This is a genomic window from Agromyces sp. GQ35 (assembly GCF_059758475.1).
Genome location: NZ_JCAXEO010000001.1, coordinates 13,112 through 31,136, shown reverse-complemented (window position 1 = coordinate 31,136; position 18,025 = coordinate 13,112). Strand labels below are relative to the sequence as shown.

Here is an 18,025-nt window from a genome sequence, read left to right as displayed (position 1 = left end):
CGCCGCGCGAGCGAGCTCAGGACAGGGTCAGGAAGAGCTTCTCGAGTTCGTCGACGGTGAGGCGATCCGCGGCATCCGTCGCCTGACCGTCTTCCGGGTCGGCGAGGCAGTCGCGCATCGCCGTGGAGATGATCGCGAAGCCGGCCTTGTCGAGCGCGCTCGAGACCGCCGAGAGCTGGGTCACGACGGTGCGGCAGTCAGCGCCGGACTCGACGGCGTCGATGACGGCGTTCAGTTGTCCGCGGGCGCGCTTCAGCCGATTCGCGATGCGCCGCTGCGCGTCGTCGGCCGGCTCCGAGGCGGAGGTCATGACGCACCCAGGGTGACCGGCAGGCCGGCCTGGTACCAGGCCATGATGCCGCCGTCGACGTTCACGGCGTCGACGCCGAGCGACTCGAGGTACTGCGTGGCCTGGGCGCTGCGGCCACCGACGTGGCAGAGCACGTAGACGGTGGTGTCGGTCGGCACCTCGGCCACTCGCGCGACGAGCTCGCCGAGGGGGATGTCGATGGTGCCCTCGATGCGCGCCTGTGCGAGCTCGTGGGGCTCGCGCACGTCGAGGATGACCGCGTCGGTCATCGCGTGCACGTCGTTCGGGGTCGTGGATCGCATCGGTACTCCTGTACTGGACGGACGGACGGGCCGTGCTGGTCGTGGTCGGTGAATGGGTGGGAGTGGCCGCCGGCTCGCCGCTGATGCGGCAGCCGGTATTCAGGCGGCGAGATCCATGCCTGCGAGCGCTCTCGCCCGTCGGCCGTCGCGCCAGGTCAGGTAGCCGCCGTCGAGGTTCACGACGTCGTGTCCGAGGCTCGCGAGCAGGCGCGCGGCGGTGTGCGCGCCTTGACCGACCCGGCAGTGCACGACGATGCGCCGGCCGCCGAACTCGGTGTGCCGTTCCCGCAGCGCCTCCACCGGGATCCAGCGTCCGCCGGGGATGAGCCCCTCGGCGAGCTGCGCCTCGGCGCGCACGTCGAGCAGCAGGGCTCCGGCAGCGAGCTCGTGCTCGAGCTCGTGCCACTGGATCGCCCGATCCGAGCCGTTCGCGAGGTTGCGATCGACGTAGCCGATCATGTTGACCGGGTCCTTCGCAGCGCCGTACTGCGGGGCATAGGCGAGTTCGAGGTCGGCGAGGGCTGAGGCCGTGAGCCCGGCGCTCATCGCGGTGGCGATGACGTCGATGCGCTTGTCGACGCCGGCGGTGCCGACCGCTTGAGCGCCGAGGATCCGGTCGTCGACGCGATCGACGACGAGCTTCAGCGACAGTGGTGAGGCGCCGGGGAAGTACGTGGCGTGCGAGAACGGATGCGTGTGGATGACGCGCACGTCTCGCCCGCGCTCGAGCGCGGTGCGCTCCGACCACCCGACGTTCGCGACGGTGAGGCCGGCGGCATCCACGATGGCGGTGCCGAGGGTCGGCCGTGCGGCGGCGGCATCGCCCGCGATCGCATCGGCGACGGCCCGGCCGTGACGATTCGCGAGGCCGGCGAGGGTCACGACGCGCCCGGCGCCGTCGATCGCATCCTCTTTCTCCGCGGCATCGCCGAGAGCGAAGATCGCCGGGTCGCTCGTGCGGTGGAACGCGTCGACCGCGATGCCGCCGTCGGCGCCGATCGCGAGTCCGGCATCGGTGGCGAGGGATGCCTCGGGCGTCACGCCCATCGCCGCGATCACGAGCGCCGCAGGCAATCGGCTGCCGTCGTCGAGCACGACGCGGTCGGCTCCGATCTCGACGGTTCGGCGTCCGAGGCGCACCTCGATGCCGATGCCGGCGAGGTGATCGGCGACGGGCGCGGTCATCTCCTCGTCGAGCGCGGCGAGCAACTGATCGCCGCGCTGCACCAGCGTGACCTCGAGGCCGCGCCGATGCAGGTTGTCGGCCATCTCGATGCCGACGTATCCGCCGCCGATGACGACCACTGGGCTGCCGGGGGAGACTCCGTCGAGCCCGGTCATGATGTGGTCGAGGTCGTCGAGTGTGCGCAGGGCATGCACGGGCGCACCGGCCGCGATGCCCATGGGCCACCGCGGTGCGGCTCCGGGGGAGAGCACGAGCTCGTCATAGCCGATCCGGTCGAGATGCCCGTCGTCGAGGCGCCGCACCGCGACGGTCTTCGCGTCACGGTCGATCGAGAGCACCTCGTGCCGCACCCGCGCGTCGATGCGGAACCGCGCCGCGAGCCGCTCGGGTGTCTGCAGCGCGAGTTCGCCGCGCTCGCCGATCACTCCCGACACGTGGTAGGGCAGCCCGCAGTTCGCGAACGACACCGCGCCGCTGCGCTCGAGCACGATGATCTCGCGGTGCTCGTCGAGTCGGCGCAGCCTCGTCGCGGTCGACATGCCGCCCGCGACGCCGCCGACGATGACGGTCGTGCGCACGGGCGCCATCGGGGCGTCGGAGACAGGGAATGCGGGCGGGCGACGTGCGGTACTCATCCGTGCGACGGTATCACAATACCCGGGGGGTATCGAAACGCATCCTCCCGCGGCGATGCTCCGTGGAATTCGCGCGATACCACGTATGGTGTCGGTGTGCGGCGGCTCGATCGAAATCACGATGACGAGGAGATCCTCGACTCCGAGATCGATGCTGCCGCGGAACTCCTCACCCCGGAACACATGCGACACGACAACACGAGCCCCGAAGGCCTCAGCCTCGGCGATCCCGAGCTGGTCGCCGGCAACGTCGCCGAGCCAGCCTGGCGCCGCTGGCACACCGAACTCGCCGCCGTCGGCGGACGTTCACCCCTCGCTCGCTTCGTCGACACGCCCCGTACCCGCATCGAGCTCTCGACGACGCATCCGGGCGGCCTGCCGCAGTTCATCACCGGCAAGTCCACCTTGCTCTCAAGCCTGATCCGCGACGAACTCGCATTGCGCAACGCGCGACTCGCGGCCGCCGAGATCACCCAGAAGGGCATCGAGTTGCGCTCGGTGCGCGGCATCGAGTCGGTGCACCTGGCGATCGGGCTCGCCTCGTGGCGCAACGCCGGCGAGGAGTTCCTCGCACCGGTGCTGTTGCGCCCGCTCGCGATCCGCAGATACGGCCGCGACTTCGAGCTGAAGCTCAAGGGTCAGCCGTTCCTGAACCCGGCGCTGGCCCGCGAACTCCGCGAGCAGTTCCAGATCACGCTCGACGCCGAGGCATTCGTCGCGCTCGCCATCACGAACGGCGTGTTCAAGCCGCAGCCGGTGATCGATCGGCTCCGTGGCCTCACGAGCCACCTGCCCTGGTTCCACGTCGCGCCGCGACTCGTGGTCTCCTCGTTCGCCGAGGTCGGCCCCGACATGGCAGCGGATGCCGCGAAACTCGAGCATCCCGTCATCGACGCGATCGCCGGCAACCGGGCCGCGCGCGCGGCGGTCGTCGCCGCGACCGGCGAACGTGTGCGTGCGGTGTCCCAAGACGCGCGTCCGCCATCGACCGACACACTGCTGCTCGATGCCGATCCCGAGCAGGAGCAGGCGGTCGCCGAGATCGAGGCGGGCACCTCGGTCGTCGTGAAGACCTTGCCGGGCACCGGCGGCACGCAGACGATCGTGAACGCCATCGGCGCCCTCGTGGCGAAGGACAAGCGAGTGCTCGTCGTGGGTGCGCGGCGGGCGAGCCTCGACGGCATCGCCCATCGACTCGGGCAGGTCGGCCTCGGCGGAGCGGCCGTGACGACCGCCGGCCTCCGACGCGAGCTCATCCAGTCGATCTCGCGCAACGAGAAGGCCGAGCGCCCGAGGGTCGTCGACGTCGATGACGCTCTCGTACGCCTGCGCAAGGTGCTGCTCGACTACCGCGCCGCGCTCACCCGCGCCGACCCTGAATTGCACGTCTCGGTGCTCGATGCACTCGGAGCGCTCGCGAGGCTCGCGCTCGCGCCAGAGTCGCCGTCGACGACCGCGAGACTCGATCACGGCGCGCTCGTCGCCCTCGCCGACGGCCGCGACGAGATCGCTCGAGAACTCGCCCGTGCCGCAGCGCTCGGCGAGTTCCGCTACGGCCCGGGCGATTCGCCCTGGTACGGTGCGTCATTCACGTCCTCTGCCGAGGCGACCACCGCGCACGACCTCGCGAAACGTCTCTCGGCGAGCGACCTGCCGCGGTTGCTCGATCGAGGCCGTGCGCTCATCGCCCAGACGCGGCTGCGCGAGTTCGAGTCCGTCGCGGAGCTCGGCGTGTTCCTGCGCCTGCTCCTCGATGTACGAGAGACGCTCGATCGGTTCCAGCCTTCGGTGTTCGACCGTCCGCTGGGTGAACTGATCGCCGCGACCTCGTCGCGGCGCGATTCGCCGGGCATGTCGAGTGCGAACCGCCGGCGTCTGCGCCGGCACGCGCTCGAGTTCGTGCGCCCCGGCGTTCACGTCTCCGACCTGAACTCGGCGCTCCGCGGCATCCAGCAGCAGCGAACGCTCTGGCAGCGCTACTCCGACGCGGGGGCGATCCCCGGCGTTCCGGTCGGCATCGACGACGTACACGTCGCCTACCAGCACGTCACCACAGACCTCGCGGCGCTCGATGCGCCGCTCGGCATCGTGGGAACGTCACGTCAACTCGCCGCCCGACCTGTTCGGGAGCTGACGTCGACCCTCGTCGGGCTCGCCGCCGAGTCCGAGGTGCTGACGAACCTGCAGGAACGCACCGCGGTGCTCGCCCGGCTTCGCGACCTCGGACTCGATCCGCTGCTGCTCGACCTGGCCAAGCGCCATGTACCCGAGCGGGCCGTCGCCGCCGAGCTCGAACTCGCATGGTGGCAGTCGGTGCTCGAATCGGTGCTCGCCGGAGAGAAGGCGCTGCTCGGCGCGAACACGACGGTGCTCGACCGTCTCGAAGGGGACTTCCGGCTCGTCGACGAAGCACACGCATCGGCAGCCGGCCCGCAGCTCGCCTGGCGGCTCGCCGAGAACTGGAAGGTCGCGCTCGTCGACCACCCCGACGAAGCGGGTCGACTGAAGCGGATGCTCCGCGGCGACCGGGTGCGCCCCGAGACCCTGCAGGCGGAGACGCCTCACCTCTTCCGGGCCCTCGCACCCGTGTGGCTCGCTTCGCCCTACGACGTCGCTGCGATCGAGGATTCCATCGGGTTCGACACGGTCATCCTCGTCGACGCCGGAGCCACGAGCATCGCCGAGAACCTCGGCGCGATCCGGCGGGCGAAGCAGGTGGTCGCGTTCGGCGACCCCGTCACCCAGACGCCGACGCTCTTCGAGACCGGCATCGACGACGCCGAGCAGTCGGGCGGCCCGTCGACCGAGCACGGCGTCGACGCCCTGCACGCGGATTCCGCACTGGCCCGCCTCGGCGAGTTGCTGCCCACGCTCACCTTGACCCGCAGCTACCGGGCCGGAGGCGAAGATCTCGCCGAGCTGGTGAACAATCGCTTCTACGCCGGTCGCATCGTCTCGCTGCCCTGGGCCGGGAGCTTCCTCGGGCACGGCAGCCTCGGCCTGCACTACGTCGCCGGCAATGGCCTTCCCGACTCCGTGACCGGCACGGTGGAGTCGATCGACACGGAGGTCGCGAAGGTCGTCGAACTCGTCATGGAGCACGCGGTCAAGCGACCGCGGGAGTCGCTCATGGTGATCACCGCGAGCGCCAGGCACGCCGCCCGGGTGCACCAGGCCGTGCTCGCCGCGTTCGCCAAGCGCACCGACCTCTCCGACTTCATCCTGAAGGACCGGGCCGAGCCGTTCACCGTGCTCACGCTCGAGCAGGCCGTCGCGCAGAGCCGCGACCGCGTGATCTTCTCCGTCGGCTACGGCCGCACGCCGCACGGCCGCTTGCTCTCCAACTTCGGCTCACTCGGCGAGCCGGGCGGCGACCGCCTTCTCGCGGTCGGCATGACCCGTGCCCGGCGGTCGATGGACCTGGTCTCGGCATTCCGCCCCGAGGACATCGACGAAGACCGACAGAGCCACGGCGTGCTCGCCCTCGCGAACGTCCTGACCCAGACCGAGGCGCGCGCGGCCGCGGTCGGGGAGACCGGTGAAGCGCCGTCGATGCTGCACGATCTCGCGGCACGACTCGAACGCCGCGGCATCCGGGTGAGCCTCGGTCACCGCGGGCGACTCGCGCTCGCCGCCGCGAACGCCGGCAAGGCCGTCGTCGTGGAGACCGATGAGGCGCTGGCGGGCCTCAGCCTGCGCGAATCGCTGCGTTTGCGCCCCGACGTGCTGCGCCGGCTCGGCTGGCACTACCTGCGCGTGCACAGTTTCGAACTCTTCGGCAACCCCGAGGCGGTTGCCGCCCGGGTCGCGGCTCTGCTCGGACGGCCAGAGGCCGAACGGCCCGCGGATGCCGCGGCCGCACGTCGATGACCGAGCAACCACGTCAGCGCGTCGAACGCGCGTCCGGCAGGGCGCGTCGTGCCAGGCTCACGCCGGCGCCCGGATCGGATCCGTCGCCCGAGGCGCCCGTTCCGGGCGATGCTGCGGTTCCGGACGACGCCTCGGCTCCGGTCGAGCGCAAGCGGGAAGGCTCCGCCGACGACGAGCGCATCACGCGCGAGCGTCCGCCGCACTGGGGCTGACTCGTTCGGTCAGGACAGTTGGTGCTTGCCCGCCGTCGAATCGCCGGCGCTCGCACGCTGCTCGACGAGCAGATCGCGGATCTGACCGAGCAGCACGAGCTCGGTCTCGGGTGCAGGCTCCGAGGCGTCTGGGGTGCCGCCGCGGGTGAGACGTTCTTCGGCGTGCTTCTTCATCGTGTTGATCGGCAGCACGAAGACGAAGTACACGACGGCGGCGACGACGACGAACGTGAGGATCGCGCCGATGACGGCGCCGAACCTGACCTGTGCGCCGTCGCCTTCGAGGGTCGGAATGGTCAGCACGAGGGCGTCGTCGAGGCTGTCGGCCCTGAAGACCGCTCCGATCAGCGGGTTGAAGATGTTCGTGACGAGGGAGTTCACGACCGCGGTGAACGCGGCGCCGATGACGACCGCGACGGCGAGGTCGATGACGTTGCCCCGCATGATGAAATCTCGGAATCCCTTGAGCATGACGCCTCCTCGGTTCGTGCCGCCCACCACGGCTCAGGCCACGCTAGCCGACGAGCCTGCACCGCTCGTGCTGCCGCTGCCGGATCCGCCCGAGCCGGACCCGCCCGATGAACTCGATGTACCGGACGAGCCCGACGAACCGCTCGAGCCCGTTGAGGATCCTCCGCTCGAACTCTTCGATTCCGACGAGCCCTGGCCGGCGGCGCGTGAATCGGTGCGATAGAAGCCCGAGCCGTTGAAGGTCACGCCGATGGTGTTGAAGAGCTTTCGCAGCTTGCCGCCGCAGACCTCGCAGACGCTCAGCGTGTCGTCGGTGAATGCCTGGTGGATGTCGAAGGCGTTGTCGCACTCGGTGCAACGGTAGGAGTAGGTGGGCATGGAGCTTCTTCCGGTTCTCGGGCGGTGCCGGCGCTGGGCCGGGTCAGAACGCGATGATGCGCGTGGGCGTCACGATGCCGTTCACGGGCTGGTCGTGCACCTCACGCGGCACGGTCTCGACGAACTCGCTGTCGAAGACCACGGCGTACACCGGGGGACATTTTCCCATTGATCCGAGTGTCTTGTCGAAATAGCCGCGACCCCAGCCGAGACGCATGCCGACACCGTCGACCGCGGCCGCCGGCACGACGATGAGATCGACGTCGTTGATGGCCATGGGGCCGAGCAGCTCACCGACGGCTTCGGGCATGCCGTAGAGCCCCAACTGCTCGATCTCCTCCTCGCCGACGGTCCAGTCGAGCAAGCCGTCTTCACGAGTCACGGGGAACAGCACCCGGATGCCGCGGGCCTCGGCCCAGTTCACGAACGGACGGGTGTCGGGTTCGGTCGGCATCGAGAGGTAGCACGACAACGACGTGGCGTCGGTCGAGCCGACGAGCTCCTGGAGTCGTGCAGTGAAGCCCTCGGTCGCGAGCTCCCGCTCGTGTGCGGGCATGTTCTGGCGCCGCTCGCGGAGTTCGGCGCGGAGTACGCGCTTCTGGACGACCGGATCCTCGGGCATGGCACACATCCTAGGCGGATGCGCCCGTCGTCGCCCTTTCACCGAGTGATGCGCGGCGGTGAACGATACGCTGAATCGCATGACCTCACGCATCACGAAGGCCGTCATCCCCGCCGCCGGGCTCGGAACCCGATTCCTGCCCGCGACCAAGGCGATGCCGAAGGAGATGCTGCCCGTCGTCGACAAGCCGGCGATCCAGTACGTGGTCGAAGAGGCCGTCGAAGCCGGGCTCACCGACGTGCTCATGGTGACGGGACGCAACAAGAACGCCCTCGAGAATCACTTCGATCGCGTCGCCGAACTCGAGGCCTCCCTCGAGGCCAAGGGAGACACGGTCAAACTGGCGAAAGTCAACGAATCGACCGACCTCGCCGACATGCACTACGTGCGACAGGGCGACCCCCTCGGTCTCGGCCATGCCGTCCTGCGAGCACACATGCACGTGGGTGATCAGCCGTTCGCCGTGCTGCTCGGCGACGACATCATCGACGCCCGCGACACGCTGCTGACGCGCATGCTCGACGAACAGGGCGCGAGGGATGCCTCGATCGTCGCCCTCCTCGAGGTCGACCCCGATTCGATCCACCTCTACGGCGCCGCGGCGGTCGAGCCGACCGACGACCCTGACGTGGTGCGGGTCACGGGCATGGTCGAGAAGCCGGCGAAAGAAGTCGCGCCCTCGAACTACGCCGTGATCGGCCGGTACGTGCTGAAGCCCGAGGTGTTCGAGATTCTCGAGCACACGAAGCCGGGCAAGGGCGGGGAGATCCAGCTGACCGACGCGCTCATGACGATGGCCAACGACGTCGAAGGCACTGGCGGGGTCTTCGGCGTCATCTTCCGAGGCCGGCGCTACGACACGGGCGACAAGCTCGACTACATCAAGGCGGTCATCCAACTCGCTGCCGATCGCGCCGACCTCGGTCCCGAACTGCGTCCGTGGCTCGTCGAGTACGCCGCGGGACTCGATACAGTCTGAGCATGTCCGCAGCCGCCGTACCCACCCTGCGCGACGGCGACGTCACGCTGCGACCGATCCGCGTCCGCGACGCGAAACCCCTCGAACGGGTGTTGCTCGCCAACCGAGGTTGGCTGCGTCAGTGGGAGGCCACCTATCCCGGCGGCGGTTCGGTGATCGACACCCGCTCCAGCATCCGCAACCTGCTGGCGCACACTCGAACCGGCCACGCGCTCCCGTTCATCATCGAGCTCGACGGCGAACTCGTCGGTCAACTGAACGTGTCGTCGATCACGTTCGGCTCACTCTCCTCGGCCACGATCGGCTACTGGGTGGCGCAGCACGTCGCCGGTCGCGGCATCACCCCAGCGGCCGTCGCGCTGGCAACCGACTACTGCTTCGGGGTACTGCGCTTGCATCGCATGGAGATCTGCATCCGACCGGGCAACGGCCCATCGCTCCGGGTGGTCGAGAAACTCGGCTTCCGCTATGAAGGGTTCCGACGGCGGTTCATCCACATCAACGGCGAGTGGAGCGACCACTTCGCCTTCGCGCTGGTGTCCGAAGAGGTGCCGCGCGGGGTGCTCCGCCGATGGCGTGAAGGCCGGGTGCCCGAGGGGGTCGCCCAGGTGAATGCCGACGACCGCGCGGCATCCGCCTACCCGCTGCCGCTCGCCGATCGGTGAACACGCGGGCGTCGAGTAGGGCCAACGGCATGCCGTGACCTAGCGTTGTCCCATGGACGTGATCGGTGGGGGGCTGCTCGTGGCTGTGGCGGCCGCGCTCTGGGTCGCCTACCTGTTGCCGAGCTGGTTGCTGCGGCGCCAGTACCTCGCCACCGAGCGCAACGCGGTACGCCTGCAGCAGACGCTCCGCATCCTCGCGGAGACCGCCGAGACTCCCGAACCGGTGCGGGTCGAGGCGACGGCTCGCGAGGTCGCGAACCAGCAACGCATCCTCCAACAGCGTGAGGCGGCGGCGCGGCTCACCGCCGAAGCTGCCGAACAACAGGCGCTCTCCGAGCTTCGGGCAGCGGCGGGGGCCGCGGATGCCGCGCGTGGGCGCGCTGCCGAGGCGCTCGTCGCCAATCTCGTCGCCACCGCGCCGATCGCTGTCGTGGCGCCGGCCGACGTGCCGGCGGTCGAGCCCGCGACGGCCGATCGAGTCCGAACGGCGTCGGCTGCTGCCGCTCGGCGTGCGCTTCGGCGCAGGCGCGCCATGTGCTCGCTCGTGCTGCTCGTTTCACTGCTCACCGTCGTCGCCGGCGGCATCGCGGCGGCATTCGGCGCATCGCTCATCGCGCCCGCTGCCGGCGCTGCGGGTGCGATTCTCGCGATCGGCTGCCTCGTCCGGCTCGCGCGCGTCCGTCAAGCGCCGGCCGTCGCGATACGGTCGGCGACAGTGGTGGAAGCCGAGCCCTTCGAACCGATCGATCTGGCAGCGACCGAATCGGTCGTCGAGGGCTGGACCCCGCAACCGTTGCCCAAGCCGCTGCACCTCTCCCGCGGCACGATCGCTGCCACGGCGATGGCATCCATCGAGGCGGCGGCCCAGCTGAAGCGTGCCGAGGTGGGCGACGACATCGCCCGACGAGCGGCAGAGCTCGAGCCGGAACTGCCCGCCATCAGCCCCGTCGTGCCCGCCGCGGCATCCGTCGACCAACGGCGGCAGCCGTCCGAGACGCGGGGTGTCGGCGCGACCACGAGTGCGTATGCGCGCATGGGGATCATCGACGACACGCGCCCGGGCTTCGCCGATCTCGACGCGGTGCTCCGCCGCCGACGGCAGGCGGGCTGAGCCTGCGATGGTCTGAGGCTTCGCATGCGAGATGATAGGCTCTTTCTCGCTCGGGCCCATGGCGCAGTTGGTAGCGCGTCTCGTTCGCAATGAGAAGGTCGGGGGTTCGAATCCCCCTGGGTCCACCACTCGAAATGACAGCCCTGCCGGTGAAATCGGCAGGGCTATCATCGTCTCAGTCGCGTCGTCCGTGTCGTCGGCCGGGAAGAACCGCGAGGCCCTGAGCCGGGCGTATGGTGGAACGGATGTCGCACGCGCCTGAGACCCGGTCGATCACCCTGCCCGAAGGCCACCGGTGGCGTGCCTACTGGGTGTGCGTGGCCGTTGCGGCACTCACGATCCTCGACCTGTCGAAGGTGAACGTCGGCCTCCCGGCCATCGAAGACGCGTTCGGCGCCGGGTCGACCGAGCTGCAGCTGATCGTCGCGGGGTACGTGCTCACCTTCGGCCTGACCCTCGTGCCGGCGGGTCGCATCGGCGACCAGCGCTCGCGCAAGACCCTGTTCATCGTCGGCCTCAGCCTGTTCACGCTGACGAGCCTCGCGGCGGCGCTCGCGCCGAACGTCGGCGTACTGCTCATCGCCCGCCTGTTGCAAGGCGTCGCGGCGGGCATCCAGATGCCGCAGGTGCTCGGCATCATCCAGGAGCTGTTCACCGGCAAGGAACGCGGCAAGGCCTTCGGGCTCTTCGGAGCGACGATCGGCCTCGCGACGGCGTTCGGGCCGACGCTCGGCGGTCTCATGATCGCGATCGGGGGTCCGGTCGACGGGTGGCGCGGCATCTTCTGGATGAACGTGCCGCTCGCGCTCGCCGCGATCGCACTCGCCATCTGGCTGCTGCCCGAGACACGGCGTCCGTCGACCAAGCCGCTGTCGCTCGACCCGGTCGGCCTGATGCTCTTCGCCGTCACGGTGCTCTCGCTTATGTGGCCCTTCCTCTTCACGACGGGCGCGCCGAGCGACAACCCGGCGCGCTGGTGGGTGCTCGTCGTCTTCGTGTTCGCGATCACCGCGTTCATCGCGTGGGAACGGCGGTACGCGGCATCCGGAAAGCACCCGCTGGTGCCGCTCGGACTGTTCGGCGTGAGCTCGTTCCGCAACGGCACGGCGCTCGCGAGCGTGTACTTCGCCGCCATGCCGTCGATGTTCCTGCTAACCACCCTCTACCTGCAGCACGGGCTCGGGCTCGAAGCCGTCTTCGCCGGCATGGTCGGCATCGGCTTCGCCCTCATGAGCGCGGTCGGATCGTGGGTCGGCGGCACGCTCGTGAACCGCATCGGACGCCCGCTGGTCGTGTGGGGGCTCGCACTGCTGCTCGCCGGCATCGGCCTGCTCGTGCTGTTCGCGATCATGACCCCGCCCGAGGTGACGCCGTGGGCAATGGCGGGCGCCATGGTGATCGGCGGGGCGGGCGGCGGCCTCGTCGTGTCGCCGAACCAGACGTTGACGCTCATGGACATTCCGGTGAAGCAGGGCGGCCTCGCGGGTTCGGTCGGCCAGCTCGGGCAGCGTATCGGCACGGCGATCGGCACAGCCGTCACGCTCTCGCTCTTCTACTCCACGATCTTCCGCGAGTCCGAAGGCAAGCCCGACCTCACGGTGTACCACCACGCATACGGCATCGGCATGCTCGCCGTCGCGGTGCTCGTGGCGATCGCCTTCGCGATCGGCGTGGCCGACCTCGGGTCGCGTCGGCGCAAGCGCAGTGCGCTCGGCGGCGAGGAGCCCGCGGCCGCCTGATCCGGTTGCTGCGGGACCGACCACTCAGCGGATCGCGAGAATGCGTGCCCGGTCGAGCTTGTCGTAGTGCTCGATCGCGGCGCGCAGGGCAACTCGCGGCATCGTCGCCGCATGGGCCTCGACGAAGGCGGTCAGTCGCTCTCGGTCGACGTCGCCGGCGGCGCGGAGCACCCAGCCGAGCGCCTTCTGCACGAGCGGCTCCGGATCGTCGGCGAGGGTCTCGGCGAGCGTGTACGCGTCATCGAGCTCCGCGCGGCGGAGGAAGGCGAAGGTCGCAACGAGGGCCGTGCGCCGCTCGGGCCAGAACGCGGAGGCTGCGAGCCGGGTGAGCGGGGCACGATCCCGTTCGAGCAGGTACCCGCCCACCACGTCGCGCGCGGCGAGGTCGACGAGATCCCACTGGTCGATGCGGTCGTGGCGGCCGAGGTAGAGCTCGTACAGTTCCATGCGCCGAGCCTCGGCGGTCTTCGGCCGCGCGGCCGCCTTGCCCATGATGCTGCAGGCGAGGGCGCGAACCTCGTGCGTCGGTTGCTCGAGCAGCCGCTCGAGCTCGGCGGCGGGCAGGTCGAGCGCGGTCTTCGCGAGTTCGAAGACGGCGCCCATGCGCACGCCGATGAACGGTGCGTCGGGATCGGGCGGAAAGTACCTCGTGTACTTCTCGCGCTCCACGTCGCTCGCGAGCCCTTCGAGCGTCGCGATCAGCCCCGCGGCATCCGTCATCGTCGCCTCCCGACTGCGTTCTGCGGCCCGGGCATCAGCGTACGACGGCGGATGCCTCGACGACAGGGGCATCGGAGAAGGCGAGTCTCGGCACGAAGGCGAGGAGCACGGCGGCGACCGCCGCAGTGAGGCCGCAGACGAGCCACACGGTGACGTACCCGCCGAACGCGCCCGCCGTGCCGGTGGCCGCTTCGCCGGCCGCACCGAGCAGCGCGATGCCGAAGACGCACGAAGCGATCGCCCCGCCGACGGTCTTCACCGAGTTCGTGAGGCCGGTGGCGACGCCCGTCTGGTTCCGCGGCGCAGCGGCGGCGGCCGCGGCCGGGAGCGCCGCAACGAGCGCGCCCGAACCGATGCCGGCGATCACCATGTTCGCGAGCACCTGCACGTATCCGTCGTGGAACGGGAGGAAGAGGAGGTAGCCGAGCGCGACGAGCGAACTCGCGCCGATGAGGGCGATGCGCGGGGTGACCCAGCGCGTCGCGAGCGGGAAGAGCATCGCGCCGACGACGAGCGAGAGCACGTAGGCGCCGACGAGGATCGAGGTCTGCCCGGTCGTGGCGCTGAGGCCGAACCCGTACACGGACGCATCCGTTCGGGCGAACGTCGACAGCGGCGCCTGGGCGCCGAGCACGCTCACGCCGAAGAGCCCGGCCGTGAGGAAGACCGGCCAGAGCGTCGGCTGCCGGAACATGCGCACATCGATGAGCGGATCGGGATGCCGCAGTTCGTACCGGGCGAACGGGACGACGAGCAGTACCCCGAGCGCCACGAGCGCCCACGAGAGGAGGTCGGCCGGGCCGTTCAGCCGCATGAAGCTGAGACCGCCCGTGAGAGAGAGGAGTGCGAGCGAGATGAGGATGAGGCCGCCGGTGTCGAGGCGGCCGCCGGCGAGGTCGGGGGACTCCTTCACTCCGAAGAGGATGACGAAGAAGCAGGCGACGACGGCGACCGCCGGTACGAGGAGCAGCAGTTGCATCGGCAGGGCCTCGGCGAGCGCGCCGGCCGAGAGGGCGCCGGCGATCGCGCCGAGCTCGAGCGCGGCGACGAGCAGTCCCGCGGCCTTCCGCGTCATCGCCGCCGGCCGTTCGGCTGAGCGGCTGCGCGACCAGATCAGGGCGATCTCGAGCGGGAGCCAGACGACGTAGAATCCCTGCAACGCCCACGCCACGAGGAACACCCAGAATTGGTCGGTGAAGGCGAGGGCGATCGAGGCGACCGCCGTGATCGCAGTCGACCAGACGAGCATGCGCTTGTGTCCGACCATGTCGCCGAGCTTCGCGAAGGCGGGCACGACGAGCGCCGAGAGCATGAGCTGCGTGCCCTCGAGCCAGTTGACGTCGGCGTCGTGAATGCCGAGGTGGCGGGCGATGTCGGTCAGCAGCGGTGTGTAGTAGCCCTGCAGGATGCCACTCGTGAACTCGACGAAGGCGAGGAATCCGACGATGGCGGCGACGGGTCCGAGTCTGGCGGCACGCAACATCGGCACTCCTTCGGGATACGGGTGGACTCACCTTAGTGGGTCGCCCGTCTCACTCGGGAGCACCTCTGCTGCAGCTGCCCTCCGCGCTCAGGCGGCGAGGTGCGCGGCCGGGGTCATGAGCGCGGCGAGCTCGCCCGCCGAGAGCTCGCGGCCGAAGGCGGGGTGCCCGGGCTCGAGAGCCTCTCCATGGCGCAGGTCGCCGCCATCGACGGGGTCGAAGCCGAGGTCGTCGATGAGTTCGGCGACCACGGCGCGGGCGTCGGGGTCGTCGCCCACGACCGCGAGGGCGCGCCGCAGTGGCGAGCCCGCCGCCATGCTGTCGTCTTCCATCTCGTGGTAGCCGAGGTGGTTGAGCGACTTCACGACGCGGGCGCGCGGGTTGCGAGCGGCGTTGATCTCGCTCGTGGTGCGCGGGTCGTCGTCGATCTCCGCGATGTTGCCGTCGACGGGCGGCCAGTAGTTCATGGCGTCGACCACGATGCGCCCATCGAACGCGTGCCACGGCACGGACCCCGCCTTGCCGAACGGCACCGCCACGATGATGACGTCGGCGGTGCCGGCGAGGGTTTCGGGCGAGGTCACCTCGGCACCGGGGGCGACGACGCCGACGAGGAGATCGAGCGCGGTCTGCCGCGGGGATCCCGCGATCAGCACGCGATGGCCGGACGCCACGAGCAGACGAGCGAGGGCGGTGCCCACCTTGCCCGCTCCGTAGATTCCGATGACCGGTCGATCCGTCACGCTTCGATTCTCCCATTCATCGGCACATCGCCCTCAGCGCACCGAGGTCGATGCGTCGTCATGCATGGTGAACGCGAACGCCGAAGTACGCATTCCCGCGCGTGACCGCGAGAGACCGTGGGAATAGTCTCGACCTCATGAGGGTTCCGCCCTGTGCATGCACACGCATGAAAACGCGGAGAGGAAGACAGGATGCCTGAGCGCTACGAATTCGGACTCGACACCTTCGGCGACGTGACGATCGGGCCCGACGGCAGTCCCCTGCCGCACGCCCAGGTCCTGCGCAACGTCGTGGAGGAGGCCGAGCTCGCTGATCGTCTCGGCCTCGACTTCTTCGGCGTCGGCGAGCATCACCGCGAGGACTTCGCCGTCTCGGCGCCGGAGGTCGTGCTCGCCGCGATCGCCGGGCGCACCGAACGCATCCACCTCGGTTCAGCGGTGACCGTGCTGAGCTCCGACGACCCAGTGCGGGTGTTCCAGCGCTTCGCGACACTCGACGGGGTCTCCAACGGTCGCGCCGAGGTGATTCTCGGCCGTGGCTCGTTCATCGAGTCGTTCCCGCTCTTCGGGTTCGAGCTGAACCAGTACCAAGAGCTCTTCGAGGAGAAGCTCGGCCTCTTCTCCGAGCTGCTGCCGCAGCAGCTCGTCACCTGGACCGGCAAGCTGCGACCGCCGCTCACCGAACAGCGCGTGTTCCCGCCGGTCGAGCACGGCCGGCTGAAGACGTGGGTCGGGGTCGGCGGCAGCCCGGAATCCGTGGTGCGGGCCGCGCACTACGGACTGCCGCTCGTGCTCGCGATCATCGGCGGCAGTCCGGCCCGGTTCGCACCGCTCGCCGACCTGTACCGCCGCGCGCTCGAGCAGTTCGGCCACCCGTTGCAACCGATCGCGATCCACTCGCCCGGCTTCATCGCCGACACCGACGCCGAGGCGCTCGACACGCTCTGGCCGCACTACAAGATCATCATCGACCGCATCGGCCGTGAACGCGGCTGGGGCCCGGTCAGCCGTGAGCACTTCGAAGACGAGGCCGGTCCGAACGGAGCCCTCTACGCGGGAGCTCCCGAGAAGGTCGCCGTCAAGATCGCGGGCGCGATGCGCGCGATCGGGGCGAACCGCTTCGATCTCAAGTACTCGAACGGCGGGCTTCCGCACGAGGCGATGATGCGCGGCATCGAGCTGTACGCGACCGAAGTGGTGCCGCGCGTGCGACAGCTGCTCGAGGCGGCCGACGCCGAGGACGCAGAGCTCCGTGCGGTGGCCGACCTCGGCGCTGCCGATCGGGCGGATGCCGCGGCATCCGCCGAGCTCCCGCACGACTGATCTCGACTGGCGGTCGAGCCGTCGAAACCCGGTCGCAGTGGATGACCGACTCGACCGCCTGGCAGGTGCGAGTCGAGCCCGCCCCGGTCAGGCGACCGTGACCGGCGGCCGGCGCTTCCGCACCGCCGCCCGGAACCACGACGCCTCGGGCAGCCGCGCGAGGAACGTGCCCGCGATGATCGTGATGAGCACGTACGCCGTCGCGAGGGGGGCGAGCTGCGGGGCCACCCCAGCGCCGACCGCGAGGCCGGCGATGACGATCGAGAACTCGCCGCGCGGCGCGAGCGAGAATCCGGCGCGCCACTGGCCGAGCGTGCCGACACCGGCACGGCGGGCGGCGTAGGCGCCCGTCAGCAGCTTCGTGATGATCGTCACGAGTGCAAGGGCGAGGGCGGCGGGCAGCATCGACAGCAGGGCGGACGAGTCGGTCGTCAATCCGAAGAACACGAAGAAGATCGCGGCGAACAGGTCGCGCAGGGGCGTGAGCACCTGGCTCGCGTTCTCCGCGACGCGGCCCGACAGGGCGATGCCCACGAGGAACGCGCCGACCGCGGCCGACACGCTCACTTCGGCCGCGAGTCCGGCGACGAGCATCGTGAGGCCGAGCACGCCGAGCAGCAGCGGCTCGTGCTGGTCGGCCGGGAAGAGTCGCGACACGATGTGCCCGTGCCGCAGCGCGATGTAGAGGATCACGGCGACGACGCCGACCGCGACGGCCACGCCCACCGCGCCCTGCCAGAGGCTCACGCCCACGACCAGTGCCGACAGCACCGGCAGGTAGAACGCCATCGCGAGGTCCTCTATCACGAGGAGCGCGAGGATCGACGGCGTCTCGCGGTTCGAGAGTCGGCCGAGGTCGCGCAGCAGCTTGGCGATCACGCCCGACGAGGAGACCCACGTGACGCCCGCGAGGGCGACGGCCGCGATCGGTCCCCATCCGAGCAGCAGCGCGAGCGCGGCACCCGGCACGGCGTTCAGGGCGGCGTCGATGAGTCCGGCCTTTCGGGCGGACTTCAGGCTCGAGAAGAGCTCGGCGGCGGTGTACTCGAGACCGAGAAGCGCCAGCAGCAGGATGACCCCGATCTCGGCCCCCGTCTGGAAGAACTCCTCGCTCGCGTCGAGTGCGACGAGACCGCCCTCGCCGAAGGCGAGGCCGAGCACGAGGTAGAACGGGATCGGCGAGATGCCGATGACGAGGGCGAGTCGCCCGAGCAGGCTCATGCCGAGGAGCAGCGCGCCGACTTCGATGAGGAGCAGCGTGGTCTCGTGCATTCGCGC

General features: G+C 70.0%; 17 protein-coding genes and 1 tRNA gene. 8 read left to right on the top strand and 10 right to left on the bottom strand.

Annotated features, from left to right (window positions below; translation table 11 throughout):
- Nucleotides 1-16: 16 nt before the first annotated feature.
- From AC6CH0_RS00145 to AC6CH0_RS00135, 3 genes are all read right to left on the bottom strand, one after another.
- Nucleotides 17-310 carry a metal-sensitive transcriptional regulator gene (locus AC6CH0_RS00145; RefSeq protein WP_498097411.1) on the bottom strand — a complete coding sequence of 98 codons (294 nt, stop codon included), beginning with the start codon at nucleotides 308-310 and terminating at the stop codon, nucleotides 17-19.
- Nucleotides 307-612, bottom strand: a complete 306-nt coding sequence (locus tag AC6CH0_RS00140; protein ID WP_498097409.1) for a rhodanese-like domain-containing protein — start codon at nucleotides 610-612, stop codon at nucleotides 307-309. Before AC6CH0_RS00140 ends, AC6CH0_RS00145 begins: the two co-directional genes overlap by 4 nt.
- Before the next feature lie 99 nt (nucleotides 613-711).
- Nucleotides 712-2,433 carry an FAD-dependent oxidoreductase gene (locus tag AC6CH0_RS00135; RefSeq protein WP_498097407.1) on the bottom strand — a complete coding sequence of 574 codons (1,722 nt, stop codon included), beginning with the start codon at nucleotides 2,431-2,433 and terminating at the stop codon, nucleotides 712-714.
- A 96-nt stretch (nucleotides 2,434-2,529) separates the two neighbouring features.
- On the opposite strand from AC6CH0_RS00135, the gene AC6CH0_RS00130 reads away from it, so the two are divergent.
- Together AC6CH0_RS00130 and AC6CH0_RS00125 are read left to right on the top strand one after the other, a co-directional pair.
- Nucleotides 2,530-6,303, top strand: a complete 3,774-nt coding sequence (locus tag AC6CH0_RS00130) for a DEAD/DEAH box helicase (protein WP_498097405.1) — start codon at nucleotides 2,530-2,532, stop codon at nucleotides 6,301-6,303.
- Complete coding sequence (locus tag AC6CH0_RS00125) at nucleotides 6,300-6,515, top strand: hypothetical protein (protein WP_498097403.1); 216 nt, start codon at nucleotides 6,300-6,302, stop codon at nucleotides 6,513-6,515. The genes AC6CH0_RS00130 and AC6CH0_RS00125 overlap by 4 nt, the downstream gene beginning before the upstream one ends.
- 9 nt (nucleotides 6,516-6,524) lie before the next feature.
- On the opposite strand, the gene mscL is transcribed toward AC6CH0_RS00125, so the two are convergent.
- Genes mscL through AC6CH0_RS00110 form a run of 3 tightly spaced genes read right to left on the bottom strand, consistent with a single transcriptional unit; the run spans nucleotide 6,525 to nucleotide 7,986 of the window.
- On the bottom strand, nucleotides 6,525-6,986 hold the full coding sequence (mscL, locus tag AC6CH0_RS00120) for a large conductance mechanosensitive channel protein MscL (RefSeq protein ID WP_498097401.1): 462 nt from the start codon (nucleotides 6,984-6,986) through the stop codon (nucleotides 6,525-6,527).
- Between the two features lie 33 nt (nucleotides 6,987-7,019).
- Nucleotides 7,020-7,364, bottom strand: a complete 345-nt coding sequence (locus AC6CH0_RS00115; RefSeq protein ID WP_498097399.1) for an FmdB family zinc ribbon protein — start codon at nucleotides 7,362-7,364, stop codon at nucleotides 7,020-7,022.
- Nucleotides 7,365-7,407: 43 nt separating this feature from the next.
- On the bottom strand, nucleotides 7,408-7,986 hold the full coding sequence (locus AC6CH0_RS00110) for a 5-formyltetrahydrofolate cyclo-ligase (RefSeq protein WP_498097397.1): 579 nt from the start codon (nucleotides 7,984-7,986) through the stop codon (nucleotides 7,408-7,410).
- Nucleotides 7,987-8,065: 79 nt separating this feature from the next.
- On the opposite strand from AC6CH0_RS00110, the gene galU reads away from it, so the two are divergent.
- From galU to AC6CH0_RS00085, 5 genes are all read left to right on the top strand, one after another.
- Complete coding sequence (gene galU, locus AC6CH0_RS00105) at nucleotides 8,066-8,965, top strand: UTP--glucose-1-phosphate uridylyltransferase GalU (RefSeq protein WP_498097395.1); 900 nt, start codon at nucleotides 8,066-8,068, stop codon at nucleotides 8,963-8,965.
- 2 nt (nucleotides 8,966-8,967) lie between these two features.
- Nucleotides 8,968-9,630, top strand: coding sequence for a GNAT family N-acetyltransferase (locus tag AC6CH0_RS00100; protein ID WP_498097393.1), 663 nt, complete (start codon nucleotides 8,968-8,970; stop codon nucleotides 9,628-9,630).
- A gap of 52 nt (nucleotides 9,631-9,682) precedes the next feature.
- Nucleotides 9,683-10,741 (top strand): hypothetical protein, encoded by a 1,059-nt coding sequence (locus AC6CH0_RS00095; RefSeq protein ID WP_498097391.1) that lies wholly within the window; start codon nucleotides 9,683-9,685, stop codon nucleotides 10,739-10,741.
- A gap of 52 nt (nucleotides 10,742-10,793) precedes the next feature.
- A tRNA-Ala gene (locus AC6CH0_RS00090) sits at nucleotides 10,794-10,869 on the top strand.
- A gap of 117 nt (nucleotides 10,870-10,986) precedes the next feature.
- Complete coding sequence (locus tag AC6CH0_RS00085; protein ID WP_498097389.1) at nucleotides 10,987-12,480, top strand: MFS transporter; 1,494 nt, start codon at nucleotides 10,987-10,989, stop codon at nucleotides 12,478-12,480.
- A gap of 24 nt (nucleotides 12,481-12,504) precedes the next feature.
- On the opposite strand, the gene AC6CH0_RS00080 is transcribed toward AC6CH0_RS00085, so the two are convergent.
- The 3 genes from AC6CH0_RS00080 to AC6CH0_RS00070 form a co-directional block, all read right to left on the bottom strand.
- A complete protein-coding gene (locus tag AC6CH0_RS00080; RefSeq protein WP_498097387.1) occupies nucleotides 12,505-13,272 on the bottom strand; it encodes a DNA alkylation repair protein in 768 nt (255 codons plus the stop codon).
- The gene (locus tag AC6CH0_RS00075) at nucleotides 13,235-14,683 is read right to left on the bottom strand and encodes an MFS transporter (RefSeq protein ID WP_498097385.1); all 1,449 of its coding nucleotides are present in this window, start codon (nucleotides 14,681-14,683) and stop codon (nucleotides 13,235-13,237) included. Before AC6CH0_RS00075 ends, AC6CH0_RS00080 begins: the two co-directional genes overlap by 38 nt.
- Before the next feature lie 87 nt (nucleotides 14,684-14,770).
- The gene (locus tag AC6CH0_RS00070) at nucleotides 14,771-15,424 is read right to left on the bottom strand and encodes an NADPH-dependent F420 reductase (RefSeq protein ID WP_498097383.1); all 654 of its coding nucleotides are present in this window, start codon (nucleotides 15,422-15,424) and stop codon (nucleotides 14,771-14,773) included.
- A 192-nt stretch (nucleotides 15,425-15,616) separates the two neighbouring features.
- Between AC6CH0_RS00070 and AC6CH0_RS00065 the strand changes: the two genes are divergently transcribed.
- Nucleotides 15,617-16,747 carry an LLM class flavin-dependent oxidoreductase gene (locus AC6CH0_RS00065; protein ID WP_498097381.1) on the top strand — a complete coding sequence of 377 codons (1,131 nt, stop codon included), beginning with the start codon at nucleotides 15,617-15,619 and terminating at the stop codon, nucleotides 16,745-16,747.
- 87 nt (nucleotides 16,748-16,834) lie between these two features.
- On the opposite strand, the gene AC6CH0_RS00060 is transcribed toward AC6CH0_RS00065, so the two are convergent.
- Nucleotides 16,835-18,019 (bottom strand): cation:proton antiporter, encoded by a 1,185-nt coding sequence (locus AC6CH0_RS00060; RefSeq protein WP_498097379.1) that lies wholly within the window; start codon nucleotides 18,017-18,019, stop codon nucleotides 16,835-16,837.
- Between the last annotated feature and the right edge of the window lie 6 nt (nucleotides 18,020-18,025).